Annotated in this window: 20 protein-coding genes; 3 read left to right on the forward strand and 17 right to left on the reverse strand. The window is 67.4% G+C overall.

Translation table 11 applies throughout. The features are described 5' to 3' along the window. Window positions 1–30: 30 nt before the first annotated feature. From hisS to AABN02_RS01180, 9 genes are all read right to left on the reverse strand, one after another. Window positions 31–1314, reverse strand: coding sequence for a histidine--tRNA ligase (gene hisS, locus AABN02_RS01140; protein WP_338413083.1), 1284 nt, complete (start codon window positions 1312–1314; stop codon window positions 31–33). After that, on the reverse strand, window positions 1311–2585 hold the full coding sequence (gene ispG / locus AABN02_RS01145) for a flavodoxin-dependent (E)-4-hydroxy-3-methylbut-2-enyl-diphosphate synthase (protein ID WP_338413084.1): 1275 nt from the start codon (window positions 2583–2585) through the stop codon (window positions 1311–1313). Before ispG ends, hisS begins: the two co-directional genes overlap by 4 nt. Window positions 2586–2593: 8 nt before the next feature. Continuing rightward, on the reverse strand, window positions 2594–3586 hold the full coding sequence (locus AABN02_RS01150; RefSeq protein ID WP_338413085.1) for a helix-turn-helix domain-containing protein: 993 nt from the start codon (window positions 3584–3586) through the stop codon (window positions 2594–2596). Beyond that, entirely contained in the window at window positions 3579–4490 is a 912-nt protein-coding gene (gene pilW, locus AABN02_RS01155; protein WP_338413086.1) for a type IV pilus biogenesis/stability protein PilW, read from the reverse strand. The genes AABN02_RS01150 and pilW overlap by 8 nt, the downstream gene beginning before the upstream one ends. A gap of 15 nt (window positions 4491–4505) precedes the next feature. Beyond that, complete coding sequence (gene rlmN, locus AABN02_RS01160; RefSeq protein ID WP_338413087.1) at window positions 4506–5672, reverse strand: 23S rRNA (adenine(2503)-C(2))-methyltransferase RlmN; 1167 nt, start codon at window positions 5670–5672, stop codon at window positions 4506–4508. Between the two features lie 26 nt (window positions 5673–5698). Next, entirely contained in the window at window positions 5699–6124 is a 426-nt protein-coding gene (ndk, locus tag AABN02_RS01165) for a nucleoside-diphosphate kinase (protein WP_338413088.1), read from the reverse strand. A gap of 96 nt (window positions 6125–6220) precedes the next feature. Next, complete coding sequence (gene rluB, locus AABN02_RS01170) at window positions 6221–8362, reverse strand: 23S rRNA pseudouridine(2605) synthase RluB (protein WP_338413089.1); 2142 nt, start codon at window positions 8360–8362, stop codon at window positions 6221–6223. Window positions 8363–8372: 10 nt separating this feature from the next. Then, window positions 8373–8960: an SMC-Scp complex subunit ScpB gene (gene scpB / locus AABN02_RS01175; RefSeq protein WP_338413090.1), complete on the reverse strand. Its 588-nt coding sequence runs from the start codon at window positions 8958–8960 to the stop codon at window positions 8373–8375. Window positions 8961–9159: 199 nt separating this feature from the next. Continuing rightward, complete coding sequence (locus AABN02_RS01180) at window positions 9160–10185, reverse strand: RluA family pseudouridine synthase (RefSeq protein WP_338413091.1); 1026 nt, start codon at window positions 10183–10185, stop codon at window positions 9160–9162. A 57-nt stretch (window positions 10186–10242) separates the two neighbouring features. On the opposite strand from AABN02_RS01180, the gene AABN02_RS01185 reads away from it, so the two are divergent. Then, on the forward strand, window positions 10243–11058 hold the full coding sequence (locus AABN02_RS01185) for an outer membrane protein assembly factor BamD (protein ID WP_338413214.1): 816 nt from the start codon (window positions 10243–10245) through the stop codon (window positions 11056–11058). A gap of 35 nt (window positions 11059–11093) precedes the next feature. Here the strand turns inward: AABN02_RS01185 and AABN02_RS01190 are convergent, their stop codons facing one another. Continuing rightward, entirely contained in the window at window positions 11094–13118 is a 2025-nt protein-coding gene (locus AABN02_RS01190; RefSeq protein WP_338413092.1) for an ATP-dependent DNA helicase, read from the reverse strand. Between the two features lie 39 nt (window positions 13119–13157). Between AABN02_RS01190 and AABN02_RS01195 the strand changes: the two genes are divergently transcribed. Further along, entirely contained in the window at window positions 13158–13925 is a 768-nt protein-coding gene (locus AABN02_RS01195) for a protein phosphatase 2C domain-containing protein (RefSeq protein WP_338413093.1), read from the forward strand. A gap of 21 nt (window positions 13926–13946) precedes the next feature. On the opposite strand, the gene zapE is transcribed toward AABN02_RS01195, so the two are convergent. From zapE to AABN02_RS01220, 5 genes are all read right to left on the reverse strand, one after another. Next, window positions 13947–15047, reverse strand: a complete 1101-nt coding sequence (zapE, locus tag AABN02_RS01200; protein ID WP_338413094.1) for a cell division protein ZapE — start codon at window positions 15045–15047, stop codon at window positions 13947–13949. 100 nt (window positions 15048–15147) lie between these two features. Further along, window positions 15148–16575 carry a dihydrolipoyl dehydrogenase gene (gene lpdA, locus AABN02_RS01205; RefSeq protein ID WP_338413095.1) on the reverse strand — a complete coding sequence of 476 codons (1428 nt, stop codon included), beginning with the start codon at window positions 16573–16575 and terminating at the stop codon, window positions 15148–15150. A gap of 74 nt (window positions 16576–16649) precedes the next feature. Further along, window positions 16650–17885, reverse strand: a complete 1236-nt coding sequence (odhB, locus tag AABN02_RS01210; RefSeq protein ID WP_338413096.1) for a 2-oxoglutarate dehydrogenase complex dihydrolipoyllysine-residue succinyltransferase — start codon at window positions 17883–17885, stop codon at window positions 16650–16652. Between the two features lie 21 nt (window positions 17886–17906). Then, window positions 17907–20762, reverse strand: a complete 2856-nt coding sequence (locus tag AABN02_RS01215) for a 2-oxoglutarate dehydrogenase E1 component (RefSeq protein ID WP_338413097.1) — start codon at window positions 20760–20762, stop codon at window positions 17907–17909. 341 nt (window positions 20763–21103) lie between these two features. Next, window positions 21104–22144, reverse strand: a complete 1041-nt coding sequence (locus tag AABN02_RS01220) for a TIGR03790 family protein (protein WP_338413098.1) — start codon at window positions 22142–22144, stop codon at window positions 21104–21106. 184 nt (window positions 22145–22328) lie between these two features. On the opposite strand from AABN02_RS01220, the gene AABN02_RS01225 reads away from it, so the two are divergent. Further along, window positions 22329–23051, forward strand: a complete 723-nt coding sequence (locus AABN02_RS01225; protein ID WP_338413099.1) for an IclR family transcriptional regulator — start codon at window positions 22329–22331, stop codon at window positions 23049–23051. Between the two features lie 21 nt (window positions 23052–23072). On the opposite strand, the gene pbpG is transcribed toward AABN02_RS01225, so the two are convergent. Both pbpG and AABN02_RS01235 read right to left on the reverse strand, forming a co-directional pair. After that, the gene (gene pbpG / locus AABN02_RS01230; RefSeq protein ID WP_338413215.1) at window positions 23073–24065 is read right to left on the reverse strand and encodes a D-alanyl-D-alanine endopeptidase; all 993 of its coding nucleotides are present in this window, start codon (window positions 24063–24065) and stop codon (window positions 23073–23075) included. A gap of 179 nt (window positions 24066–24244) precedes the next feature. Then, window positions 24245–25786, reverse strand: a complete 1542-nt coding sequence (locus AABN02_RS01235; protein WP_338413100.1) for a 2-isopropylmalate synthase — start codon at window positions 25784–25786, stop codon at window positions 24245–24247. Between the last annotated feature and the right edge of the window lie 22 nt (window positions 25787–25808).

Raw genomic sequence — 25808 nt, forward strand, 5'->3', positions numbered from 1 at the left:
TTATGCGGGTCGCGCTGGCGCGCCGCCGGATCAGTCGGCGATCTCGGCCGACCAGGCGGCCACGTCGGCCAGCGGGCGCAGGGTCTGGGTGCGGCCACCCTCGCGCAGCGGCTTCACGGCGACCATGCCCTGCGCGAGTTCGTCGCCGCCGAACACCAGCGCGTAGCGGGCGCCGCTGGCGTCGGCCTTCTTGAACTGGGACTTCATGCTGCCAGGACCATCCTTGCCGCCCGCGTGCAGCACGACCTTCAGGCCGCGCTCGCGCAGCGCCTCGGCCGTCACCGTGGCCGTGGCCAGCGCGGCCGCGTCGGGCACGACGGCGTAGGCGTCCAACACCTGCACCGGGACAGCCACACCGCTGTCTTCCAGCAGCGCCAGCACCCGCTCGACCCCCAGGCCCCAGCCCACGGCCGGCGCCGGCTTGCCGCCGATCTGCTCGATCAGGCCGTCGTAGCGACCGCCGCCGCAGACCGTGCCCTGCGCACCAAGCCGGTCGGTGACCCACTCGAACACGGTCAGGTTGTAGTAGTCCATGCCGCGCACCAGACGCGGGTTGATGCGGTAGGGCTGGCCGACCGCGTCCAGCACCGCGCGCACCGCGTCGAAGTGCTTCAGCGACGCCTCGCCGAGGAAATCCATCAGCTTCGGCGCTGCTTCGACGATGGGCTGCATCGCCGGGTTCTTGGTGTCGAGGATGCGCAGCGGGTTGCTGTGCAGTCGGCGCTTCGCCTCTTCATCCAGCACGTCGGCGTGGGCCTCGAAGTGGGCGATCAGCGCGGTGCGGTGCGCCTTGCGCTCGTCGGGCTGGCCCAGGCTGTTGATCTCCAGCCGCACGTCGGTCAGACCCAGGTCGCGCCACAGGCTGCGCGCCATCAGGATCACCTCGGCATCGACGTCCGGACCAGCAAAGCCCAGCGCCTCGACGCCGACCTGGTGGAACTGCCGGTAACGGCCTTTCTGCGGACGCTCGTGGCGGAACATCGGGCCGATGTAGAACAGGCGCTTCGGGCCTTCGTACAGCAGGTTGTGCTGCACCACCGCGCGCACGACGCCCGCGGTGCCTTCCGGACGCAAGGTGAGCGCATCGCCGTTCAACTTGTCTTCGAAGGAATACATCTCCTTCTCGACGATGTCGGTGACCTCGCCCAGGCCGCGCACGAACAGCGGCGTCGGCTCGACGATCGGGGTGCGGATGTTGGCGTAGCCATAGCGGCGCATCAGGGCGCGCACGCTGTCTTCGAACCACTCCCACCGCGCCGAGTCCGGCGGCAGCAGGTCGTTCATGCCTTTGACGGCCTGGATTTTTTCGCTCATATCTTCTGGCCGAAGCGACGCTCGATGTATTGCTCGACCACCGCCTGGAATTCGGTGGCGATGCCTTCGCCGCGCAGCGTCATCGCCTTTTCGCCGTCGATGAAGACGGGGGCCGCCGGCGCTTCGCCGGTGCCGGGCAGGCTGATGCCGATGTCGGCGTGCTTGCTCTCGCCGGGGCCGTTGACGATGCAGCCCATCACGGCCACCTTCATCGTCTCGACGCCCGGGTACTTAGCGCGCCAGACCGGCATCTGCGCGCGCAGGAAGTGGTCGATCTGCTGGGTCAGTTCCTGGAAGGTGGTGCTGGTCGTGCGGCCACAGCCGGGGCACGCCGTCACGCTCGGCACGAAGGTGCGCAGGCCCAGCGACTGCAGAATCTCCAGCGCGACGGTCACCTCCTGCGTGCGCGCCTCGCCCGGCGCGGGCGTCAGGCTCACGCGGATGGTGTCGCCGATGCCCTGCTGCAGCAGGATGCCCAGTGCTGCGGCCGAGGCCACCGTGCCCTTGGTGCCCATGCCGGCTTCGGTCAGGCCGAGGTGCAGCGGATGGTCGCAGCGCTTCGAGAGTTCGCGGTAGACCGCCACCAGGTCCTGCACGCCGCTGACCTTGCAGCTGATCAGCACCTGCTCGCGCCGCATGCCGAGTTCGACCGCGTAGGCCGCCGAGTCGAGCGCCGACTGGATCAGCGCCTCGTACATCACCTGGCGCGCCTCCCACGGTTGCGCACGGTTGGCGTTGGTGTCCATCAGGCTGGCCAGCAGTTCCTGGTCCAGACTGCCCCAGTTGACGCCGATGCGCACCGGCTTGTCATGGCGGATCGCCGCCTCGACCATCATGCCGAACTGCCGGTCGCGCTTGTCGCCCTTGCCGACGTTGCCGGGGTTGATGCGGTACTTGGACAGGGCTGCTGCCATCGCCGGATACTCGGTGAGCAGGCGGTGGCCGTTGTAGTGGAAGTCGCCGATCAGCGGCACGTCGATCTGCATGCGGTCGAGCTGGTCGCGGATGTGCGGCACGGCCTCGGCGGCTTCGGGCGTGTTGACCGTGATGCGCACCATCTCGGAGCCGGCCAGGGCCAATTCCTTGACCTGGATGGCGGTGCCGATCACGTCCACCGTGTCGGTGTTGGTCATCGACTGCACCCGCACCGGCGCGTCCCCGCCGACGGTCACGACACGGTCGCCCCAGACCACGCGGGCCTGCAGGCTGCGGCGCGCAGCGGGCTCGCCCAGCGGGATCGGTTGTTCGGAGGTCGGCAGCGGAGCATTCATGGTCAGACTCACTTCAGAACGACATTGGCGATAGCGCCACGGGTGAACGGCGCGAGACTGAACGGCTCGCCGCGCAGGGTCACCTGGGTGACGTTGGCGATGCCCACCTTCATGCGCATCGGCATGGCGCCGTCCAGACCCACCACTTCGCCCGGCAACACCGTGCGCGACAGCAGCACGGTACCCCGCGCGTCACGCACCTCGATCCAGGACTCGCCCGTGGTGCGCACCACCACCGCGCCGGTCGCCGCCGAAGGCGCGCTGGCACCGGCGGGGGCACCGTCCAATGGCGCCGAGTGCACGGTTTCGGACACCGGGGCGGCCACCACGGCAGCCGACGCTGCAGGCACCACCGGCTCGGCCACGACCGCAGGCACCACGACCGCGGTCGGCGCCGACACCAGCACCCCGCTCGGCTGCAGGCTGGCGCCATCAGCGCCCGATGCGGCCACACCCGACGGCTCCACCGGCGTCGCCGGCAGCTCGGACACGGCGCTCGCGCTGCCGCCAGCAGGCGCCGGGGCGCTGGCCGCCGGCCAGCCGAGGCCGCCGAACACCGAGCGCATCGGCGGCGCGAACCAGAAGGCCAGCGCCGCCAGCAGCAGCAGCGCCGGCAGCAGATAGGCCGGCTTGAGCCATTCGGGCTGCCCCGAACCGCTTCGACCGAAGGTATTGCCGCTCACCCCTTCGCGGTATGGCGTCTGCAGCCCGCGCGAGACATTCTCGAGCTGCTGGGGCGGTGTCCCGGACATCGGCAGCACGGCCAGCACCTTGGTCGCGTCCAGACCGAGCTGACGCGCATACGACTGCGCCAGACTGCGCACGAAGGCCATCCCGGGCAACTCGCCATAGCGATCGGCCTCCAGTGCCACCAGTCGGCGCTCGGGCACCTTCAGCACCTGCGCCAATGCATCGATTTCCAGTCCACGTGCCTCGCGCGCGGCGCGCAGCATGGCGCCAGCCGATAGGGAGCCAGCTGGCAGCGGTGTCACTTCACTCATCGAACTGTCCTTGGTCGTAGGCCGCTGCCTCCCGTGATTTCGGGAATCGTGCACGCAGCAATGCCCCCAATTCTTCCACGGACGAGGTCAGATTTCGTCGGTGCTGGATGCGAATCGCCAGCCACAGCGTTTCAGGACTCACCAGCTCGGGGGTCTGGTTGAGTCGCTGGATGTAAAGAAATGCACGTTCCAGATCGCCCCGGCGCTTCAGGACGTCCGCCAGGTTGAACACGGTGGCCGGATTACCGGGGTCCTGGTCGAAGCTGCGCTGCAGGATGATCTGGGCCGTCTGCAACTCGCCGGCGCGCGCTTCGCAGATGCCGGCGGCCAGCAGCGTGCGCGCCGACTCCCGGTACTGCGGCACCGCCATCGCCGCCTCGAACTGCTGGCGTGCCGGCACGAAGCGGCGCTGCTGGCAGAGGAACCAGCCGTAGTTGTGCAGCGTGTCGGCGTCTGCGGGGTTGACCCGCAAGGCAGCGCGAAAGCTCTCCTCCGCCAGCGCGTACTCGCCCATGTTGGCGTAGATGAGCCCGCGCAGGCTCAGGGCCGGCACATGGTTCGGATCGACCGACAGGGCGCGCTTGACTTCATCGAGCGCGGTGACGTACTGGCCCTGTCCGAAGTAGGCGGCGGCCAGCTCGGTGCGGATGCGCGCCCGCTTGGCGGAGTCGGATTCGTCCGACTCGGTGACCAAATCGCGCCGGCCGCTGGACGAGCCGCTCGACGCGTTTGATCCGCCGGAGGCCGCCGGGCGGGGCGAATTGACGCTGGTGGGGCTGGCTTCGCCCATCGGCACCGGCAAGGCCGGCCCGGACACGCAGCCAGCGAGCAGCACCACCGCCAGCAGCAGACTGCCGCACCGGCCGGTGCGGCGCTCGAACCAGCGCAGTGGGGTCATCGTCATCCTGGGGGAGATCGGTCAGTTCGGCGCGGCCGGAGGCGCACTGCGCACGATGCGGATGGGTGCGCGCACCATGCGCTCGTGCGCCCGGGTGCGGTCCTGCACCTCGCCAGCGAGCTGACCACAGGCGGCGTCGATGTCGTCACCGCGCGTCTTGCGCACCGTCGTGACCAGCCCGCCCTCGAGGAGCACCTTGGCGAAGGCCTGCACGCGGGCGTTGTCCGAGCGCTTCAGGCCCGACGCCGGGAAGGGATTGAACGGAATCAGGTTGAACTTGCAGGGCAGCCGGCCCACCGGCCCCTTCGGCCCGACCAGCGCCAGCAGCGCCCTCGCCTGCTCGTCGCTGTCGTTGACGCCGTCGAGCATGCAGTATTCGAAGGTGATGAAGTCGCGCGGCGCCGTGTCCAGGTAGCGCTTGCACGCGGCCAGCAGCTCGGCCAGCGGGTACTTGCGGTTCAGTGGCACGAGTTCGTTGCGCAGTGCGTCATCGGGCGCATGCAGCGATACGGCCAGCGCCACCGGCAGGTCGTCGCGCAACCGGTCCATGAAGGGCACCACGCCCGAGGTCGACACCGTCACGCGCCGGCGCGACAGGCCGTAGCCATGGTCATCGAGCATCACGCGCAGCGCCGGCACGAGTGCGCCGTAGTTCTGCAGCGGCTCGCCCATGCCCATCATCACGACGTTGGTGATCACGCGCTCGCCAGCGGGACGGTTCAGGTCGCGGCGCAGCGTGTGTTCGGCATACCAGAGCTGCGCGAGGATCTCGCCCGTGCTCAGGTTGCGGGAAAAGCCCTGGTGGCCGGTCGAGCAGAAGCGGCAACCCACCGCACAGCCCGCCTGCGACGAGATGCACAGCGTGCCGCGGCCTTCCTCGGGGATGAAGACGCTCTCGACAGCATCCCCGGCGCCGACGTCGAACAGCCACTTGACGGTGCCGTCGGCAGAACGGTGCTCGGAAAGGATCGCCAGCGGACGGATGACCGACCCGCTGGCGAGTTTGGCGCGCAGCGACTTGGCCAGATCACTCATCTGGTCGAAGTCGCGCGCACCGCGCTGGTGGATCCACCGGAACAGCTGGACGGCGCGAAAGCGCTTCTCGCCCAGGCGCTCGCAATGCGCAGCCAGCCCGTCGAGGTCGAAGTCGAGCAGGTTGACAGCGTCGAGGGCAGCGTCGGTGGTCATGTCGTCAGCGCGGGTTCAGCAGCCGATCAGCGGCTGTAGACGTTCATGCCGGGGAAGAAGAACGCGATTTCGTTCGCAGCCGTTTCGGCAGCGTCGGAGCCGTGCACGGCGTTGGCGTCGATCGAGTCGGCGAAGTCGGCGCGGATGGTGCCGGCTTCTGCCTTCTTCGGGTCGGTCGCGCCCATCAGTTCGCGGTTCTTCAGGATGGCGTTCTCGCCTTCCAGGCACTGGATCATCACCGGGCCGGAGATCATGAAGTTGACCAGGTCGTTGAAGAACGGGCGGGCCTTGTGGACGCCGTAGAAGGCCTCCGCGTCGGCACGCGACAGCTGCACCAGCTTGGCAGCAGCGATCTTCAGGCCAGCGCCTTCGAAACGGGCATAGATCTGGCCGATGACGTTCTTGGCGACGGCGTCGGGCTTGATGATGGACAGGGTGCGTTCGATGGCCATGGAATGGTTTCCTTGAAACAGGGAGGACAAAGTCGGTCGAATGGGGGTCGAAGCCGGGGAAAACCCGGCATTCTAACGTTGAAGCGTGTCAGTCAATCAGCGCCGACGGCCGCCACGGCCCTTGTTGTTACCGCCTCCGGGGCGGGTGAAGTAGGCCTCGGCACCGATGTAGCCCACCGAGGTCTCCATCGGGTCCGGCTGGCGCGGCTCGCCCTTGCGGTTGCCACCACCACTGCCCGGCGTCGGCTCTTCGGTCGGACGGCCGAAGCCAGTCGTGATGCGCTTGGAGCCGGACACGAAGCGCTTGTCGAAGGTCTGCTCCAGCGGATTCGGGATGTGCAGCGGATCGTCGCCCTCGTTGCGCGGACTGCGGCCTGCGCCCTGCCCGCCACCGCCCTGCCCGCCACCCTGGTTGCCGTAGCCACCACCACCCTGCGGCGGTCCATCCTGCCGCGGGCCACGCGGCGGACGGTTCTGCTGGCCTTGCGGCGCACCGCCCTGGCCGTTCGGGCGCCCGCCCTGGCGGTCACCACGGTCCTGGCCACGGTCACCACCGTGCTGCGCACCCTTGCCACGCGGCGCCTGCGGATCGCGCTCGGCGCGCGGCTCGCCACCACGTCCACCGCGGTCGTTGGCACGCGGCTCGGCACTGCGCTCCGGGCGGTCCTGGCCTCGTGCCTTCTGGGGCCGGGCGCCACGCGGGGCATCGTTCGGCACCACGCGGGCCGGCTGGTCGGGATTGGCCAGCGTGCGGATCGTGCGCACGTCCTGGTCGTCCAGCTCCACCCAGACACCGCGCTTGAGACCACGCGGCAGCACCACGGTGCCGTAACGGATGCGGATCAGCCGGCTCACCGCCAGACCGACCTTGTCGAAAAGCTTGCGCACTTCGCGGTTGCGGCCTTCGGTGATGACAACGCGGTACCAGCGGTTGATGCCTTCGCCACCGCCATCCTCGATCGACTTGAAGGCCGCCTTCTGGCCTTCGATGTCCACGCCGTCCAGCAGGCGGGCGCGCTGCTCGGTCGACAGGGATCCCAGCACGCGCACGGCGTACTCGCGCTCCACGCCGAAGCGCGGGTGCATGAGCTGGTTCGCCAGATCACCCGAGTTGGTGAACAGCAGCAGGCCTTCGGTGTTGATGTCCAGACGACCCACCGACAGCCACTTGCCGGTGTGCAGGCGCGGCAGGCGGCGGAACACGGTCGGGCGGCCTTCGGGGTCGTGGTGCGTGACGACCTCGCCGACTTCCTTGTGGTAGGCCAGCACGCGGGCCGGCGGCGGCGCGATGCGGACCTTGATCGGGCGGCCGGCGATGCGGATCTGGTCGCCCTGGGCGATGCGCATGCCGATGTGGGCAGCTTCACCGTTGACGGAGACCTGACCGTCCTGGATCAGCTGCTCCATCTCGCGGCGCGAGCCGATGCCAGCCTGGGCCAAGACCTTGTGCAGCTTGGGCGCCTCGGGCTCGGGGCGCAGCACGCGCTTGCCTGGATCGACCAGTTCGTCGTCCGCGTCGGGGGCGACTTCGGCGTCGTAGTCGCCCGAGATCACCTCGGCGAACAGCGTGCTGGCGTCCACAGGATCGTCGTCACCACCGCTGACCACGATCACCTCGAATTCTTCTTCGCCATCCGCCGTGAAACCGGCAGCGGCGGGCGCACCGGAGGCGGCAACAGCGCCGTCCTCGCGCGGGCCACGGCGCTCCTTGCGGCGCTGGCGATCGCGGTCGCGGCGGCGACCACCCGTTTCCTCGGCCGCTGGCGCCGCAGCACCCGCGTCCGGCGCAGCGTCCGCAGCCGGCTCTGCCACCACCGGTGCCGGTGCCGACATCACTGGTTCAGCGACCGGTGCCACGCTCGGGGCGACGTCCACCGCAGCGGAGTCCTGCGCAGCCACCGGCTCGGCGGCCACGTCCTTCTTGCGGCTGCGCGGCGCCCGTGCGGGGCGCGCGGCCGGTGCGGCCACGTCAGCGGCCTCGGTCACCGCTGGAGCGACCGCCTGGACCACCGCATCACCCGCTGGCTCGACCGCCACCACAGCAGCAGCCGCTGGCTTGCGTGGCGCGCGTGGCTTCTTCGCGGCAGGAGCCGCTTCCGGTGCGTCGGTCGCCACCGTGTCCACGGCCACGGCGTCTGCGGCCACCTTGCGGGGCGCTCGGCGCTTCTTCGGGGCCTCGGGGGTCTCTGCAGCGGCGTCGGCGCCAGTCTGGTCAGCGGTGTCTTGATGTTCGTTCATGCGTTCGGCCTCAGGCCTCAGGGAGAGATGACGATGCGCCATCGGGTCCCGAGGGCACAGGGTTTGTGTCGACGATCAGGTCGGACCCGATCGCCTCCAGGGATGGCAGTTGATCCAGGGATTTCAGTCCCAGATCGTCCAGAAATTGTCGGGTCGTCGCATACAGCGCGGGACGCCCGGGGCCCTCGCGGTGCCCGATCACTTCGATCCAGCCACGCTCTTCGAGCTGCCGGACTATCTGCGTGCTGACCGTCACGCCACGGATGTCTTCGATGTCACCCCGGGTGACGGGCTGCCGGTAGGCCACGATGGACAGGGTCTCCATCGTGGCGCGCGAATAGCGGGCCGGCTTGTCCGGATACAGCCGGTCCAGATGGACCCGCATCTCCGGGCGGCTCTGAAACCGCCACCCGCTCGCCACGCAGACCAGTTCGACCCCGCGCCCTTGCCAGTCCTGCGCCAGCCCGTCCAGCAGCATGCGCACCGTGTCCGCGCTGACCGCACCATCAAACAGTTGCCGGAGTTCGCGAACCGGCAAGGGCTGGTGCGCACAGATGAGCGCGGTCTCGAGGACGCGTTTGGCATCCCGTGTATTCATGAATTCCGTCTGGTACCTGGGCGGACCTGACCGGCTCATCGCCAGGGGCGGCCGGTCTGGAAAGATCGCTGTCGGGTTTCGGGGTGTGCACCCGGACCAGGTGGGGTCGGGGCTCGCAGGACGCAGGCGCAAGGCGCGTTCCTGCTGGATTGGACCACATTCTAGCGTTGAACGGCCCGCCGTGTGCCCCGGCCCGTGTTCAGGCTTGCGTGACCTGCTTCCACGCCCCCGCCAGATCGTCCGGCAGCGCCGCATCGAAGGACAGCCACTCGCCCGTCAGCGGGTGCTCCAGCCCGAGGTGCGTCGCGTGCAGCGCCTGCCGGGTGATCCCCAGCACCGGCTTGCCACCGTAGACACCATCGCCCAGCAGCGGGTGCCCGCGCCGCGCCAGGTGCACGCGGATCTGGTGCGTGCGCCCCGTGTGCAGCTTGCAGCGCACGGCACTGACCCGCCCGATCTCGGGCGACTTGCCGAAGTCCCGCACCGCCAGACAGGTCACGTCGGTGCGCGCCGGCTTGCCATTGGTCACGACCGCCATGCGGATGCGCGACACCGGATCGCGCCCGATCGGGGCCTCGATGGTGAACGGCTCCTCATCGACCGCGCCATGCACCAGCGCCAGGTATTCGCGCTGCACCTCGCGCGCCGCGATGGCGCGGGTCAACGCGGTCTGCGCCAGCTGGGTCTTGGCCACGACCATCAGGCCCGAGGTGTCCTTGTCGAGCCGGTGCACGATGCCCGCCCGCGCCAGCGACGCAGCGCCGGCATGGTGCGCCAGCAGGCCATTGAGCAGCGTGCCCGACCAGTGCCCCGCCGCCGGATGCACCACCAGCCCCGCCGGCTTGTGCACCACCATCAGCGTCTCGTCCTCGTAGACCACGTCCAGCGGGATCGCCTCGGCGCGGAAGGCACTGCTCTGCGCCGTGGGCTGCAGCGCCACCTCGATGATCTGCCCGGCCCCCACCTTGCGCGACGCGCTGGTCAGCACCTGACCGGCGCTGTGCACATGGCCGGCCTCGATCAGCTGCTGGAGATGGCTGCGCGAGAACTCCGGCGCCAGCCCCACGAGCCACTTGTCCAGGCGCAGTCCGTGGGAGGCCCGGTCGACCTCGGCCTGCCGACATTCAACCTCGGCAGGCGATGCTGCACCCCCTGGCTCCGGGCTCTCCTCTTCAATGTCCTCGACAACTTCCGAAGCTTCATGCTGGCCCTGGGGCCCGTTCATATAATTCACGCTCTGTATCCAATCTGGCCCGACCTGCGGGTCCGGCCCATGACCACCATGTTCAAGCCCTGCCCGACACCGGCTCTGCGCCTCGCCTCCCTTGTGCTCGGAGTGGCGCTGGCCTGTCAACTGGGCGGTTGCGCGTCGGAGCCCAAAAACGTCGATGACGGCAAGAGCATTGCCAAATTGTACGAAGAGGCCCGGGAAGAGGCCGCCAACGGCGCCAACGACCGTGCAATCAAGCTCTACGAACGCATCGAAGGCCGCGCGGCCGGCACCCTGCTGTCGCAGCAGGCGCAGCTCGAACAGGCCTATCTGCTCTATAAGCAGCAGGAGAAAGCGCGCGCACTGGCCGTGGTGGAGCGCTTCCTGAAGCTGCACCCGACCAGCCCCGCCGGTGACTATGCCTACTACCTGCAAGGGCTGATCAACTTCAACGACGACCTCGGCCTGTTCGGCTCCATCGCCAAGCAGGACCTGTCCGAGCGCGACCAGCAGGCCTCGCGCGACGCCTACCAGAGCTTCAAGCAGCTCGTCGAGCGTTTCCCCGAGTCGAAGTACGCGCCCGACGCCAAGGTGCGCATGAAGTACATCGTCAACGCACTGGCCTCCTACGAGGTGCATGTGGCGCGCTACTACTACATGCGCGGCGCCTACCTGGCCGCGGCCAACCGCGCCCAGCAGGCCCTGCAGGACTTCCGCGGCGTGCCGGCCGCCGAAGAAGCCCTGTTCCTGATGGCCGCCAGCTACGACAAGCTCGGGCTGGCGCCGCTGCGCGACGACGCGCAGCGGGTGCTGAAGACCACCTACCCGCGCAGTGCGTGGATCGGCCGCGACTACGACGAGAAAGCGCGCTGGTGGCGCCTGTGGTGATCGGCTGACCCCTCCAGGCGCTGACCAATCAGGGGCTAGACCGGCGCCGAGGTGCCCGACACCGAAGCGTCGTGGGCGGCAGCCAGCTCCCGCAGCCACGCCAGCGCCTCCTGCTCGCTGGCCAGCGGCGTCATCGGCGGCAGCGCGGCCCGCAGGCGCCGACCGTAGCCCATCTGCACCAGCCGGCTGTCGCACACCACCAGCAGGCCGCGGTCGGTCTCGCTGCGGATCAGCCGCCCGGCACCCTGCTTCAGCGCGATCGCGGTTTCCGGGATGAAGTAGTCGTTGAAGGCATTGCCGCCCTCGGCTTCCAGCTGCCGGCTGCGCGCCTCGGCCAGCGGATCGTTCGGCGGCGGGAACGGCAGCTTGTCAATCAGCACGCACTGCAGCGCATCCCCCGGCACGTCGATGCCCTCCCAGAAACTGTGCGAGCCGACCAGCACCCCGCGCGGCGCGGCCAGGAACTGCGCCAGCATGGCCCGCTTCGGCGCCTCGCCCTGCACGAACACGGCGATGCCGTCCGGCGCCAACCGCTCGCGCAAGGCAGCGCCGATCTGCTGCAGCGAACGCAGCGTGGTCGTGAGCACGAAGGTGCGGCCGCCCAGCGCCTGCGCGCAGCGTCCGGCCAGTTCGGCCACCGCGCCCGGATGCGCCGGCTCGCCCGGCTTGGGGAAGCGCGTCGGCACATACAGGCGGGCGTGCGCCGCGTAGTCGAAGGGACTGCCGGCCTGCAGCGTGCGCGCCTCCTCCATGCCGACGCTGCGGGTGAACCAGCTGAGCGCCGGATCCGCACCCAGCGTGGCCGAGGTGAAGATCCACGCCCGGCTGCCGCCTTCGACCTGCGCGCGCAGCGTCTCGCGGATGTCCAGCGGCGCCTCGGTCAGGCGGGCCTGGTGGGCGGTCAGGTCGATCCAGCGCACGTGGTCGTGTGCAGGCGCCTGCAGAAAGGCTTCGACGCGGGCCACCAGCGCACGCGCGCGGTCTTCGAGCTTGGCCAGATCGGGGCCGCCATCGGCCACGGCGACCAGGTGCTCCAGCGTCTCGGTGCTCACTGTGCGCACACGCTCCAGCGCCTCGGTGAACTCGGGGCGGCCGGCGCGCTCCTCCCAGCGCAGCCGCACGGCGCCCCGCAGCGGCCCGGCGCTCGCCAGCCGCAGCTCCCGCGCCGCCAGCTCGCAGCGTGCCGCCAGCTCCGTCCACGGCCCGAAGCCGCGCGCCTCGGTCAGCCCGATCGCCAGCAGGTCGCGGCTGAAGTCGAGCAACTGGCTGGTGCCGAGCATCTTGCCCAGGAACTGCACACCGGCCTCGTTGAGCTGGTGCGCCTCGTCGAAGATCACGGCGTCCACCGTCGGCAGCAGCTCGGCCATGCCGGTGTCCTTGAGCGCCATGTCGGCGAAGAACAGGTGGTGGTTGACCACGACGATGTCCGCCTGCAGCGCCGTTCGGCGCGCCTGCACGACGTGGCACTGGCGGAACTTCGGGCACTCGCTGCCGAGGCAGTTCTCGCGGTTCGACGTCACCAGCGGGATCACGGGCGAGCGCTCGTCGAGGCTGTCCAGCTCGGCCAGATCCCCCGTGCGGGTGCCCTGCGCCCAGACTTCGATGCGGGCGAGCTGGCGCATGGCCTGCCGGTCCGGCCACTCGCTGGTGTGCCGGGCCTGCTCCAGCCGGTGCAGGCAGAGGTAGGAGCCACGCCCCTTCAGCAGCGCGATCTGCACCGGCAGACCGAAGGTACGCATCAGCCGGGGCAGGTCGCGCAGGAAGAGCTGGTCCTGCAGGCTCTTGGTGGCCGTGCTGACCATCGCCCGCAGCCCGGACAGCAGCAGCGGCACCAGGTAGGCAAAGGTCTTGCCGACCCCCGTGCCGGCCTCGGCGACCAGCACGCTGCGCGACTCCAGCGCCTCGGCGACCGCGTCGGCCAGGTCCGTCTGCACCACGCGCGCCTGGAAGCGCGGATCGGCCTGCGCCAGCTCGCCGTCCGCGGCAAACGCCTGCGCCACCTCAGCGCGCAGCGGGGATCGTGCGCTCGTTGCCGCTATTCGCTCTGACGTGGGCTTCATGAACGGGAAATGCGGGATGAACCGTTTATAGTTTTCGACATGACACCGGACTCCCCTGGATATCGACTGCTCGCGGCCACAGGCATTGACCGCGGTGATCGACTGTATCAACAAGATCAGGTGGAGGTCTTCACACACCCTCGCGCCGAAGGTTGCCTGCTGGCCATTCTTGCCGACGGCATGGGTGGCAAGAGCGGGGGCCGCAAGGCCGCCGACCAGGTGGTGCTGATCGCCCGCCAGCTCTTCGAACGCTTCGCGCCGGCCAAGGACTCCGCGTCCGAGCTGCTGCGCAAGATCGTGCTCGAATCGCACCTGATGATCAAGCTGACCGCGATCACCTCCGAACAGGAGCCGCACAGCACCCTCGCCGCCTTCCTCGTCCTGCCCAACCGCGAGTGCCACATCATCCATGCGGGTGACTCGCGGGTGTACGTGTTCCGTGGCTCGAACATGCTCACGCGCACCTTCGACCACTCGCTGGTGCAGCGCATGGTCGAAGACGGCGAGATCAACGAGGAAGAGGCCAACGACCATCCCCATGCCCACCTGCTGACCGGCTGCCTCGGCGCGGACGAGGACCCGCCCATCACCGTGGCCCGCATGGACCGGCTGGAAACGGGCGACTCGCTGCTGGTGTGCAGCGACGGCCTCTGGCACTACTTCACCTCGCGCGAGCTGGGCACCATCGTCAACGCGCTCAAGCCGCGGGACGCCAGCAAGATGCTCATCAGCAAGGCACGCCAGCGTGCCCGGGGCGGCGGCGACAACCTCTCGCTCGCCCTCGTCCGGCTCGACACGCTGGGCTGAAGGCCTCCCCGCCCCCGGGGATCAGGTCAGCGACGTATCCACGTCGCGCCGCTCCAGCGCCATGAATTCCTCGGACTGCATCTCCGTCAGACGCGAGACGGTGCGCGGGAATTCATGCGACATCGGCCCTTCGGTGTACAGCTCCTCCGGTGGCACGGCGGCCGAGACGATCAGCTTCACGCGCCGGTCGTAGAGCACGTCGATCAGCCAGGTGAAGCGCCGCGCTTCCGAGGCCAGTCGCGGCGGCATCATCGGCACATCCGACAGCAGCAGCGTGTGGAACTGGGTCGCCAGCTCCAGGTAGTCGTTCTGCGAGCGCGGTCCGCCGCAGAGCTGCTTGAAGTCGAACCAGACCACGCCACCGGCCTTGCGCCGCGCCTGGATGACCCGGCTCTCGATGCGCAGCTCGGGCGATTCGTCCTTCACCTCGGCCAGCTCGTCGAAGGCCTGCGTCATCGCGGCGTCCGCCTGCGGACCGAGCGGTGTGTGGTAGAGCTGGACATGCTGCAGCGTGCGCCGTCGGTAGTCGGTGCCGTTGTCGACGTTGATGACCTCCAGCTTGGCCTTGAGCAGCTCGATGGCGGGCAGGATGCGGTCGCGGTGCAGCCCGTTCGGGTACAGCTCGTCCGGGTGGAAATTGGACGTCGTGATGATCGACACCCGGTTCGCGTACATCGCGTCCAGCAGGCGGTGCAGGATCATCGCGTCGGTCACGTCGGCAACATGGAACTCGTCGAAGCAGATCAGCCGGAAACGCCGCCCGATGCGCTTGCCCAACTCGTCGAGCGGATTGGCGATGCCCTTGAGTTCCTGCAGCTCGCGGTGCACCTCACGCATGAATTCGTGGAAGTGCAGGCGCGTCTTGCGCTGCAGCGGCACGGCCTGGAAGAAGCTGTCCATCAGGAAGCTTTTGCCCCGCCCCACCCCGCCGTGCATGTAGACGCCCCGCGGCAGCGGCGGCCGGATCAGCGCCTTGGTCAGCGCATTGCTGCGGCGCGACTTGTAGGCGATCCATTCATCCTGGCAACGCTGCAGAGCCGCCACGGCGCGCAACTGGGCAGGATCGGCCTGGTAGCCGCGCTCGGCGAGGGTCTGGTGGTAGATCTCGGTGACGGTGGGCATGGTCGGCAAGGCGTGAGGGTGGGACAACGGAAAAAGGGGCGACTCGCGCCGCCCCTCGGTTCTGACACGCAGGACAGACCTGCGCCCGATCCACCAGGGATCAGAAGTTGAGCGTGCGCTTGTCCACGGCCAGCGCCGCTTCCTTGGTGGCTTCCGACAGCGACGGGTGCGCGTGGCAGATGCGGGCGATGTCTTCGGCCGAGGCCTTGAACTCCATCGCGACCACGGCTTCCGAGATCAGCTCGGAGGCCATCGGGCCGACGATGTGCACGCCCAGGATCTCGTCGGTCGTGGCGTCCGCCAGGAACTTGACGAAGCCGGTGGTGTCACCCAGCGCACGCGCGCGGCCATTGGCCAGGAAGGGGAACTGGCCAGCCTTGTACGCCACGCCGTCCGCCTTGAGCTGCTGCTCGGTGCGGCCGACCCAGGCGATTTCCGGGCTGGTGTAGATCACCCAGGGGATGGTCGCGAAGTTGACATGGCCGTGCTGCCCGGCGATGCGCTCGGCCACGGCCACGCCCTCTTCCTCGGCCTTGTGCGCCAGCATCGGGCCGCGCACCACGTCACCCACCGCCCACACGCCCGGCAGGTTGGTCTTGCAGTCACCGTCCACGACCACCATGCCGCGCTCGTCGAGTTGCAGGCCCACGGCTTCCGGGTTCAGGCCGACGGTGTTGGCGATCCGGCCGATCGAGACGATCAGCTTGTCCACCACCAGCGTCTGCTCGGCGCCCTTGGCATCGGCGAAGGACACGACCACGCCATCACCCGACGCATCGACCTTGGAGATCTTCACGCCGAACTCGAACTTCAGGCCCTGCTTCTTGAACGCCTTCAGCGCTTCCTTGGCCACGCCTTCGTCGGCGGCGCCCAGGAAACCGGGCATGGCTTCGAGGATGGTCACCTCTGCACCCAGACGGCGCCAGACCGAGCCCATTTCCAGGCCGATCACGCCCGAGCCGATCACGCCCATCCGGGCGGGCACGGCGCTGAGGCGCAGCGCACCGTCGCTCGACAGGATCTTGTCTTCGTCGAAGGCGGCGCCCGGCAGCGCACGGGCGGTGGAGCCGGTCGCGACGATGACGTTCTTGGCCGTCAGCACCTCGTTGGCGGCACCCGCGACGTTGACTTCATAACCACCTTCGACCGCCTTGGCGAACGAGCCGCGGCCGTGGAAGAAGCTGACCTTGTTCTTCTTCAGCAGGAACAGGATGCCGTCGTTGTTCTGCTTCACGACGGTGTTCTTGCGGCCGACCATCTTGGCCACGTCCATCTTCAGGTTGTCCAGGCTGATGCCGTGGTCGCCGAAGTGGTGGGCGGCGTGCTCGTAGTGCTCCGACGACTGCAGCAGCGCCTTGGACGGGATGCAGCCGACGTTGGTGCAGGTGCCGCCGGGAGCGGGGCCGCCCTTGTCGTTCTTCCACTCGTCGATGCAGGCGACCTGGAAACCCAGCTGCGCTGCACGGATCGCGGCGATGTAGCCGCCGGGGCCGCCGCCGATCACGACGACATCAAATTGCTTGGACATGTTCAATTCCTGAAAACTTCGCGTCACTTGGCAGAACGCCCCCGAAGGGGCGCTCATGACTCACATGGTGTCGATCAGATGTCGAACAGCAGGCGGGCCGGGTCTTCCAGCGCTTCCTTCATCGTCACCAGACCCAGGACGGCTTCGCGGCCGTCGATGATGCGGTGGTCGTAGGACATGGCCAGATAGTTGATCGGGCGCACGACGACCTGGCCGTTTTCGACCACGGCGCGGTCCTTGGTGGCGTGCACGCCCAGGATGGCCGACTGCGGCGGGTTGATGATCGGGGTCGACAACATGGAGCCGAAGGTGCCGCCGTTCGAGATCGAGAACGTGCCGCCCGTCAGGTCGTCCATCGAGATCTTGCCTTCCTTGGCCTTCTTGCCAAATTCGGCGATCTTCTTCTCGATGTCGGCGAAGGTCATCTGGTCGGCATTGCGCAGGATGGGCACCACCAGACCACGCGGCGAGCCAACGGCGATGCCGATGTCGAAGTAGCCGTGGTAGACGATGTCATTGCCGTCGACCGAGGCGTTCAGCACCGGGAACTTCTTCAGGGCAGCGACCGCGGCCTTGACGAAGAAGCTCATGAAGCCGAGCTTGATGCCGTGTTCCTTCTCGAACTTGTCCTGGAAACGCTTGCGCATGTCCATCAGCGGCGCCATGTTCACTTCGTTGAACGTGGTCAGGATGGCGTTCTGCGACTGCGACTGCAGCAGGCGTTCGGCCACGCGGGCACGCAGGCGGCTCATCGGCACGCGCTGTTCGGCGCGGTCGCCCAGCGCCACCGGCGCAGCCACGGCCGGCAGCGGCTTGGCCGCCACCGGAGCAGCCACCGGCGCCGGAGCTGCCTTGGCACCCGCGGCGACGGCGCCCAGCACGTCACCCTTGGTGACGCGGCCGTCCTTGCCGGAGCCGGCGACGTCGCCGACGTTCAGGCCGTTGTCGGCCAGCAGCTTGGCAGCGGCGGGCATGGCGACATCGCCCTTGCTGGCGGCCACGGGCGCGGCAGCCACTGCCGTCGTGGCAGGAATGGCCGCGATCTGCAGCGGGCTGACGGCCACCTGTCCTTCGGTGTCGATCTTGGCGATCACCTGTTCGCTGGCAACCGTGCCGCCGTCGCCGACGACCAGTGCAACCAGCACGCCAGCGGCGGGCGCCGGCACTTCGAGCACGACCTTGTCGGTCTCGATCTCGATCAGGATTTCATCGATCGCCACGGCATCGCCGGGCTTCTTCTTCCACTGCAGCATGGTCGCTTCCGCAACCGACTCGGACAACTGGGGGACTTTGACTTCAACAATGGCCATGATGGTAGGAACCTGTTTGGATTACTTGGTGAGCACGAAGCCCTTGAGCTTGCCGAATGCCTGGTCGAGCAGCGTCTTCTGCTGCTCCTGGTGCAGGTGCGCGTAGCCGACCGCCGGCGACGCCGAGGCCGGACGACCGGCGTAGCCGAGCTTCTGACCGTCCTGCATGTTTTCGTGGATGTAGTGCTGCACGAAGAACCAGGCGCCCTGGTTCTGCGGCTCGTCCTGGCACCACACGAGGTCGGTCAGGTTCGGGTACTTCTTCAGCTCGTGGGCAAACGCCTTGTGCGGGAAGGGATAGAGCTGTTCGACGCGGATGATGGCCACGTCGCCGGACTTCTTCTCTTCGCGCTTCTTGACCAGGTCGTAGTAGACCTTGCCCGAGCAGGCGATGACACGCTTGACCTTCTCCGGGTTGATGTCGGCCTTCTGCTCCGCGATGACGGTGCGGAAATCGCCCTTGGTGAAGTCGCTCACCGGCGAGGTCGCATCCTTGTTGCGCAGCAGCGACTTCGGCGTGAACAGCACCAGCGGCTTGCGCAGCGAACGCACCATCTGGCGACGCAGCACGTGGAAGATCTGGCTGGCCGTGGTCGGCTGCACGATCTGCATGTTGGCGTCGGCGGCCAGCTGCATGAAGCGCTCCAGGCGGGCCGAGCTGTGCTCCGGGCCCTGGCCTTCGTAGCCGTGCGGCAGCATCAGCGTCAGGCCATTCACACGGCCCCACTTCACTTCACCGGAGGCGATGAACTGGTCGATCACGACCTGCGCGCCGTTGGCGAAGTCGCCGAACTGCGCTTCCCAGATGGTCAGCGTGTTCGGCTCGGCCGCGGCGTAGCCGTATTCGAAGCCCAAGACCGCCTCTTCCGACAGGATCGAGTCGATGACGGTGAAGGTGGCCTGGTTGTCGGCGACGTGTTGCGCGGGGATGTAGGTGCCTTCGTCCCACTTCTCGCGCTTCTGGTCATGGATCACGGCGTGGCGGTGCGTGAAGGTGCCACGGCCGCAGTCTTCGCCCGACAGGCGCACCGGGTAGCCGGCGGCGACCAGCGAGGCGAAGGCCATGTGCTCGCCCATGCCCCAGTCGACGTTGACCTCGCCACGGCCCATCGCGGCACGGTCGTCGTAGACCTTCTTGACCAGCGGGTGCGGATTGACGCTGGCGGGAAACGTCGTCAGACGCTCGGCCAGACGCTTCCACTCGGTCAGCGGGATGGCGGTGTCGGCGGCATCGGTCCACTTCTTGCCGAGGAAGGGCGCCCAGTCGACCGCGTACTTGCTCTTGAAGTTGCTGATCACCGGATCGATGGTGTGACGGCCCTGGTCCATCGCGGAGCGATAGTCCTTGAACATGTCGTCACCCAGCGTCTCGCCCAGACCCTGGGCGGACAGCTTGTCGGCGTACAGGCGGCGGGTACCGGGGTGCGCGCTGATCTTCTTGTACATCAGCGGCTGGGTCAGCGCCGGGGTGTCCTGCTCGTTGTGGCCCAGCTTGCGGAAGCAGATGATGTCCAGCACCACGTCCTTGTGGAACGTCATGCGGTAGTCAAGCGCGAACTGGGTGGCCAGCACGACCGCTTCCGGATCGTCGCCGTTGACGTGCAGCACCGGCGCCTCGACCATCTTGACGATGTCGGTGCAGTACAGCGTCGAGCGCAGGTCGCGCGGGTCCGACGTGGTGAAGCCGATCTGGTTGTTGATGATGATGTGGACCGTGCCGCCGGTGGAGTACCCCCGCGTGGCCGACAGCATCAGCGTTTCCTGGTTGACGCCCTGGCCGCCAAAGGCCGAGTCACCGTGCACCAGCACCGGCAGCACCTGGGCACCGATCTTGTCCTCGCGGCGGTCCTGGCGGGCGCGCACGGAGCCTTCGACCACCGGGTTGACGATTTCCAGGTGCGACGGGTTGAACGCCAGACTCAGGTGGACCGGACCGCCAGGGGTGGAGATGTCCGAGCTGAAACCCTGGTGGTACTTCACGTCGCCAGCCGGCAGATCTTCCGGGGCGGTGTGGTCGAACTCGGCGAACAGGTCCTTGGGCATCTTGCCCAGGGTGTTCACCAGCACGTTCAGGCGGCCGCGGTGGGCCATGCCGATGACGATTTCCTGGACGCCCTTCTCGCCAGCACGCTGGACCAGCTCGTCCATCGAGGCGATGAAGCTCTCGCCGCCTTCCAGCGAGAAACGCTTCTGGCCGACGTACTTGGTGTGCAGGAAACGCTCCAGACCCTCGGCGGCGGTCAGGCGGTCGAGGACGTGCTTCTTCTGCTCGGTGGAGAACGACGGCTTGCTGCGGATCGACTCCAGGCGCTCCTGCCACCACCGCTTTTCGGTCGGCTCGGTGATGTGCATGATCTCCGCGCCGAGGGTGCCGCAGTAGGTCTCGCGCAGGGCCTGCAGGATCTCCCGCAGCGTCATGCTGTCGGACTTCGTGAAGTACGTGTTCGTGGCCGAGAACGTGATGTCCATGTCGGCCTCGGTCAGGTCGTAGAACGCCGTCTCGAGTTCGGGGATCTTGGGGCGTTCGGTGCGCTTGAGCGGGTCGAGGTCGGCCCAGCGCGAGCCCAGCGAGCGGTAGGCGGCGATCAGGGACTGGACGTGGACCTGCTTGCGTGCAACCGCCAGATCGGCTTCGCTGGCCTTGTGTGCAAAGGCATTCGCCCTGGCGCGCTGGGCGAAGGATTCGATGACGGGTGCGTGGGCCACATCACGGCTGTCGGAGCCATTGGTGGCCGGAACGTGCTGGAGCGCGTCGAAGTAATCGCGCCAGTTGTCGGGCACCGAGCCCGGATTGTCGAGGTACGCCTCATACATTTCTTCGACATAAGGGGCATTGCCACCGAAGAGGTACGAGTTCGTCCTGTATTGCTGCATCATATTTCGCTCACCTTGCGCCCTGGTATCCGGGGCTCCGATGGGTTGGACAACCTTCCGCGACTCGGCTAAACCGATTGGCGGATCGCGACCCGCCTTAGCTGTTGCCAGGAAAGGGGACGGGAAGGACCTATAAAGTCAAGCCAGTGACTTTAGCACCTGCGGCAAGGTGCCCGAGATGTCGTTTTGATGAGCACCGAAACGGGTTGTGGCCAAAATGACGCACAGTCGCCTCTGACGGATGCTCCAAGGTGCAGCAGATGCTGCAGTGGTCGTGTGTCACGACAGTCTCCTTCGTTCTTATTGCGGCTCGTTTGCCAGTTATCCGCCCACGCACTGACCACTCACTGACGGGCAAATGGCGCAGCCAGCGGCTCTCCGACAAATACGCCCTGCTGCGGCCATGCCACGCTTTTCCAGTAGGCTTCCAGCGCCGTACTGCCTTGCAGGTAATGGAGCAACAGGATCTGCGGATGGGGGAATTTCTGCAGATGGTTGCACGGTTCGCTGACAGTTCCATAACTGGCCGTCACCCCGGCATCCAGCCAGTCGAGCACCGTGCTCTGTCCGCCAGTGCGGTCGAGTTGCCCACCGAACGAGGTCAGGTGGTCGGCCAGCGCCCCGGGCACCCAGTCGATCGCATCGGCACCCTGGAACTGCGCCACCCCGGTCTGCACGAGCACCACCCGGGCAGTCTCGCGTGGCAGGTCGCCGTTGCCGAGGTGGTTCTCCAGCCCGATGCGCCGCTGCAGGCCAGCCGGCGGGAACAGCGCCGACCGCACGCTGCGCGTGGCATCGGCCGTCGTCATGAAATGGGCCTGCACCGGGGCTGCGCCCACCAGACCGAGGGTATCGTCGGACGCCACACCGCGGTCGATGAGGCGACGCGCACGCTCCACGTCAGACGACGCGAGCAGCATCGACGGGCGCAAGCCCAGATCCTTGAACGGGGCCGACGAGGCCGAATTGAAATACGGCGTGGCCGTGCGGCGGCCACAGGGCTGCTCGCACACCTGGGCCTCGAAGCCCAGCGTCACGGCGGAGGTGATCGACTGGCATTCGACGGCATAGGGCTGCGTCCAGGCCAGCGCCAGCGCCTGGACCCCGTTGTCGAACTGCTCGTCGATGCGTCGGCGCAGCCGCTCCAGATCCGCCACCGAGAGACGGGGCTGCACGGGCAGGTCAATGCGCAGAACATGGTGGCTCGGGATGCCGCGAACACGCCGGTAGTACTCACCGACCTCGACCGAGTACGGATCAGCCATGTTGATGACCAGCCCGAGATCCGCGGCATGCAGCCGACCGATGACGCGGGGAACACGCGTCAGAGGCCGCGGCCGCATCGCTGGCGTCGACGCGGCGGGGCCGGGGACGGCCTGCGGCACGGCATCTCCGGGCTGGGCCAACGCTGGCTCTGCGCCCACCATCCACAGACCGCAGACAACAATCCCCAGGGACGCCCGCATCCACTGTTTCGCCATGCAAAAATAGGCATTGATTTTCAAACGAGTCACCATGACGAAAAAGGACAGTTCCAGTCAGACACCGGCCATTCAGGTGATGGACCGCATGTTCACGCTATTGAATGTGCTGGCCGCGCACCAGGATCCTGTCTCGCTGAAACTGATCAGCGAGCAGACCGGCCTGCACCCGTCGACCGCACACCGGATCTTGAATGATCTGGCCATCGGTCGCTTCGTGGACCGGCCTGAAGCGGGCAGTTATCGCCTCGGAATGCGACTTCTTGAACTGGGCAATCTGGTGAAGGCACGGCTGGATGTCCGGGATGCGGCGCTGGGGCCGATGCGTGAATTGCACAAGTTGACCCACCAGCCCGTCAACCTCTCGGTGCGGCAGGGGGACGAGATCGTCTACATCGAACGCACCTATTCCGAACGTTCCGGCATGCAGGTGGTGCGTGCGGTCGGTGGCCGTGCGCCCCTGCACCTCACGTCGGTCGGCAAGCTGTTTCTCGCACACGACGATCCGCAGCGGGTGCGCAGCTACGCCACCCGCACGGGACTGGCCGGCCACACCCGCAACAGCATCACCGACCTGCCCCTGCTGGAGCGCGAACTCACGCGGGTGCGACAGACCGAGCTGGCACGGGACAACGAAGAGCTGGAGCTGGGCGTGCGCTGCATGGCGGCCGGCATCCATGACGACCAGGGCCGCCTGATCGCCGGCCTGTCCATCTCGGCGCCGGCCGACCGGCTCGAAGAAAGCTGGTGCGACAAGCTGCTGGACACCGCCGCCGCGATTTCCACGGCGCTCGGGTACCGGCAGCCCTGACCGCAGCCAGGACACCGGCGCTCAGGACACCGAAGCCGCAGAACGCGCCGTCGGCGTCGGCACGTGTTGCACCGGCCGGACCATGTCGGACGTTTCCAGCCAGCGGCGCACCCGTTCGGCGTCGGCCAGACGGGAGTACTTGCCAGCGGAATCCAGGAACACCATGATCAGGTGCCGCCCCGATAGCCGCGCCTGCATCACCAGGCAGCGCCCGGCCTCGACGATGTAGCCCGTCTTCTGGAGACCGATTTCCCAGGTGGGATTGGTGACGAGCTTGTTGGTGTTGTGGAACTGCACCGTGCGGTGACCCAGCGCCACCTCCAGCTCCGGCGACGTCGACAGTTGCCGCAGCAGCGGGAAGTTGTAGGCCGTCTTCACCAGCCGGGCCAGATCCGATGCGCTGGACTGGTTGTCGCTCGACAGGCCCGTGGGTTCCACGTAGCGGGTGCTGGACATGCCGAGCGCGGCCGCCTTGCGGTTCATGGCGGCCACGAATGCAGGCAGTCCACCGGGATAGTGGCGACCGAGGGCGTGCGCCGCGCGGTTCTCGGACGACATCAGGGCCAGATGCAGCAGATCGCCCCGGCTGAGTTGCGAGCCGATCACCAGACGGGACCGACTGCCCTTCTCGGTGTCGATGTCGTCTTCCGTGACCTGAAGGATTTCGTCCATCGGGGCACGCGACTCCACGACCACGATGGCCGTCATCAGCTTGGTCAGCGAGGCGATCGGCAGCACGGCCTGGGAGTTCTTGCTGAACAGCACCTCCGACGTGTCCTGATCGACCACCAGCGCGACGCTCGATTTCAGATCCAGCGGATCCCGCGTCGCATGCAGACCGCCGGCTTCGCCAAAGGACAACCGCAACGGCTCCGTGACCTCGACCGGCCGAGCGACACGGGGCGCCATCTGACGCACCTTGCTGGCGTGCACCTTGCCTTTGGCCGATGATTTTTTGGCATGCGGCGCGGCTTCAGCCAGACCGCATACCAGCATCGATACCCCCACCACCATCGACACCCACTTCGTTGCCGAAGCCCGCCCCAGGCTCAACTTGATCTGATTCACAAAATACCTTTGGATACCGCACGACAGGACACTGATTTCAGTCTAGGTGAAGGAAACCATTCCCTACAAGGCCCGCAAGCCTTGATGATTTTCAGTTTTATCCCCCTGTTCGTGCGATCCCTGTGTCAACCCTGCGCAGCGACTCGTTCGGCCTTGCTGTGCAGCTTGTTCAACGCGGCCAGATAGGCCTTCGCCGACGCGACCACGATGTCCGGATCGGAGCCGACACCGTTGACGACGCGCCCGCCATGTTGAAGCCGAACCGTGACCTCACCCTGTGATTCCGTGCTGCCAGACGTGATGGCATTCACGGAATACAGCAAAAGCTCGGCACCGGACGCCAGCTTCGACTCGATCGCCTTGAGGGTCGCATCCACCGGACCATTGCCGTCGGACTCGGCGTGGTATTCGGTCGGACCGGCGGAAAAAGCCACCTTGGCGTGCGGCCGCTCGCCCATTTCGGACTGCTGCGAAAGTGCCAGAAGCCGGTAGTGCTCCACATCGGCGCTGACGCTCTCGTCGCTGACGAGCGCGAGGATGTCCTCGTCGAAGATCTCGCTCTTGCGGTCGGCCAGGTCCTTGAACCGCATGAAGGCGGTGTTGACCTCGGCCTCGGACTCCAGCGAGATGCCCAGGTCCTGCAGGCGCTGCTTGAAGGCATTGCGGCCCGAGAGCTTGCCCAGCACGATCTTGTTGGCGGCCCAGCCCACGTCTTCGGCCCGCATGATCTCGTAGGTATCGCGCGCCTTGAGCACGCCGTCCTGGTGGATGCCGGACGCGTGCGCGAACGCGTTGGCACCGACAACCGCCTTGTTGGGCTGGACGACAAAGCCGGTGGTCTGCGCCACCATGCGCGAAGCCGGCACGATCTGCGTGGCGTCGATGCGGAGATCGAGGTTGAAGTAATCGCGGCGGGTCTTCACCGCCATCACGATCTCTTCCAGCGAGCAGTTGCCCGCGCGCTCGCCCAGGCCGTTGATCGTGCATTCGACCTGGCGCGCGCCACCAATCTTCACGCCCGCCAGTGAATTGGCCACCGCCATGCCCAGATCGTTGTGGCAATGCACCGACCAGATCGCCTTGTCCGAGTTCGGGACACGCTCGCGCAGGGTCTTGATGAAGTTGCCGTACAGCTCCGGGATCGCATAGCCGACGGTGTCGGGGATGTTCAGCGTGGTGGCGCCCTCGTCGATCACGGCTTCCAGCACGCGGCACAGGAAATCCACGTCCGAGCGGTAGCCGTCTTCCGGCGAGAACTCGACGTCCCCGCACAGGTTGCGCGCAAACCGCACCGACAGGCGGGCCTGCTGCAGCACTTCCTCGGGCGTCATGCGCAGCTTCTTCTCCATGTGCAGGGCACTGGTGGCGATGAAGGTGTGGATGCGCGCCGAATTCGCGCCACGCAAGGCCTCTGCAGCACGCGAGATGTCGCGGTCGTTGGCACGGGCCAGCGAGCAGATGGTCGAATCCTTGATGGCCCCGGCGATCGCCTTGACCGCCTCGAAGTCGCCATTGGACGAGGCGGCGAAACCGGCCTCGATCACGTCCACCTTCAGCCGCTCCAGCTGGCGGGCGATGCGCAGCTTCTCGTCGCGCGTCATCGAAGCGCCGGGCGACTGCTCGCCATCGCGCAAGGTGGTGTCGAAAATGATCAGTTTGTCGGTCATGGTGGTTGGCTCCTCAGCACGT

This window comes from uncultured Sphaerotilus sp., assembly GCF_963924895.1.
In the GTDB taxonomy this organism is placed as follows: Bacteria; Pseudomonadota; Gammaproteobacteria; order Burkholderiales; family Burkholderiaceae_C; genus Sphaerotilus.

Bases quoted from the DNA above. Each gene is read 5' to 3' on its own strand.
- hisS (WP_338413083.1), bottom strand. From the start codon at position 1,314: ATGAGCGAAAAAATCCAGGCCGTCAAAGGCATGAACGACCTGCTGCCG.
- ispG (WP_338413084.1), bottom strand. From the start codon at position 2,585: ATGAATGCTCCGCTGCCGACCTCCGAACAACCGATCCCGCTGGGCGAG.
- AABN02_RS01150 (WP_338413085.1), bottom strand. From the start codon at position 3,586: ATGAGTGAAGTGACACCGCTGCCAGCTGGCTCCCTATCGGCTGGCGCC.
- pilW (WP_338413086.1), bottom strand. From the start codon at position 4,490: ATGACGATGACCCCACTGCGCTGGTTCGAGCGCCGCACCGGCCGGTGC.
- rlmN (WP_338413087.1), bottom strand. From the start codon at position 5,672: ATGACCACCGACGCTGCCCTCGACGCTGTCAACCTGCTCGACTTCGAC.
- ndk (WP_338413088.1), bottom strand. From the start codon at position 6,124: ATGGCCATCGAACGCACCCTGTCCATCATCAAGCCCGACGCCGTCGCC.
- rluB (WP_338413089.1), bottom strand. From the start codon at position 8,362: ATGAACGAACATCAAGACACCGCTGACCAGACTGGCGCCGACGCCGCT.
- scpB (WP_338413090.1), bottom strand. From the start codon at position 8,960: ATGAATACACGGGATGCCAAACGCGTCCTCGAGACCGCGCTCATCTGT.
- AABN02_RS01180 (WP_338413091.1), bottom strand. From the start codon at position 10,185: ATGAACGGGCCCCAGGGCCAGCATGAAGCTTCGGAAGTTGTCGAGGAC.
- AABN02_RS01185 (WP_338413214.1), top strand. From the start codon at position 10,243: ATGTTCAAGCCCTGCCCGACACCGGCTCTGCGCCTCGCCTCCCTTGTG.
- AABN02_RS01190 (WP_338413092.1), bottom strand. From the start codon at position 13,118: ATGAAGCCCACGTCAGAGCGAATAGCGGCAACGAGCGCACGATCCCCG.
- AABN02_RS01195 (WP_338413093.1), top strand. From the start codon at position 13,158: ATGACACCGGACTCCCCTGGATATCGACTGCTCGCGGCCACAGGCATT.
- zapE (WP_338413094.1), bottom strand. From the start codon at position 15,047: ATGCCCACCGTCACCGAGATCTACCACCAGACCCTCGCCGAGCGCGGC.
- lpdA (WP_338413095.1), bottom strand. From the start codon at position 16,575: ATGTCCAAGCAATTTGATGTCGTCGTGATCGGCGGCGGCCCCGGCGGC.
- odhB (WP_338413096.1), bottom strand. From the start codon at position 17,885: ATGGCCATTGTTGAAGTCAAAGTCCCCCAGTTGTCCGAGTCGGTTGCG.
- AABN02_RS01215 (WP_338413097.1), bottom strand. From the start codon at position 20,762: ATGATGCAGCAATACAGGACGAACTCGTACCTCTTCGGTGGCAATGCC.
- AABN02_RS01225 (WP_338413099.1), top strand. From the start codon at position 22,329: ATGTTCACGCTATTGAATGTGCTGGCCGCGCACCAGGATCCTGTCTCG.
- pbpG (WP_338413215.1), bottom strand. From the start codon at position 24,065: ATGGTGGTGGGGGTATCGATGCTGGTATGCGGTCTGGCTGAAGCCGCG.
- AABN02_RS01235 (WP_338413100.1), bottom strand. From the start codon at position 25,786: ATGACCGACAAACTGATCATTTTCGACACCACCTTGCGCGATGGCGAG.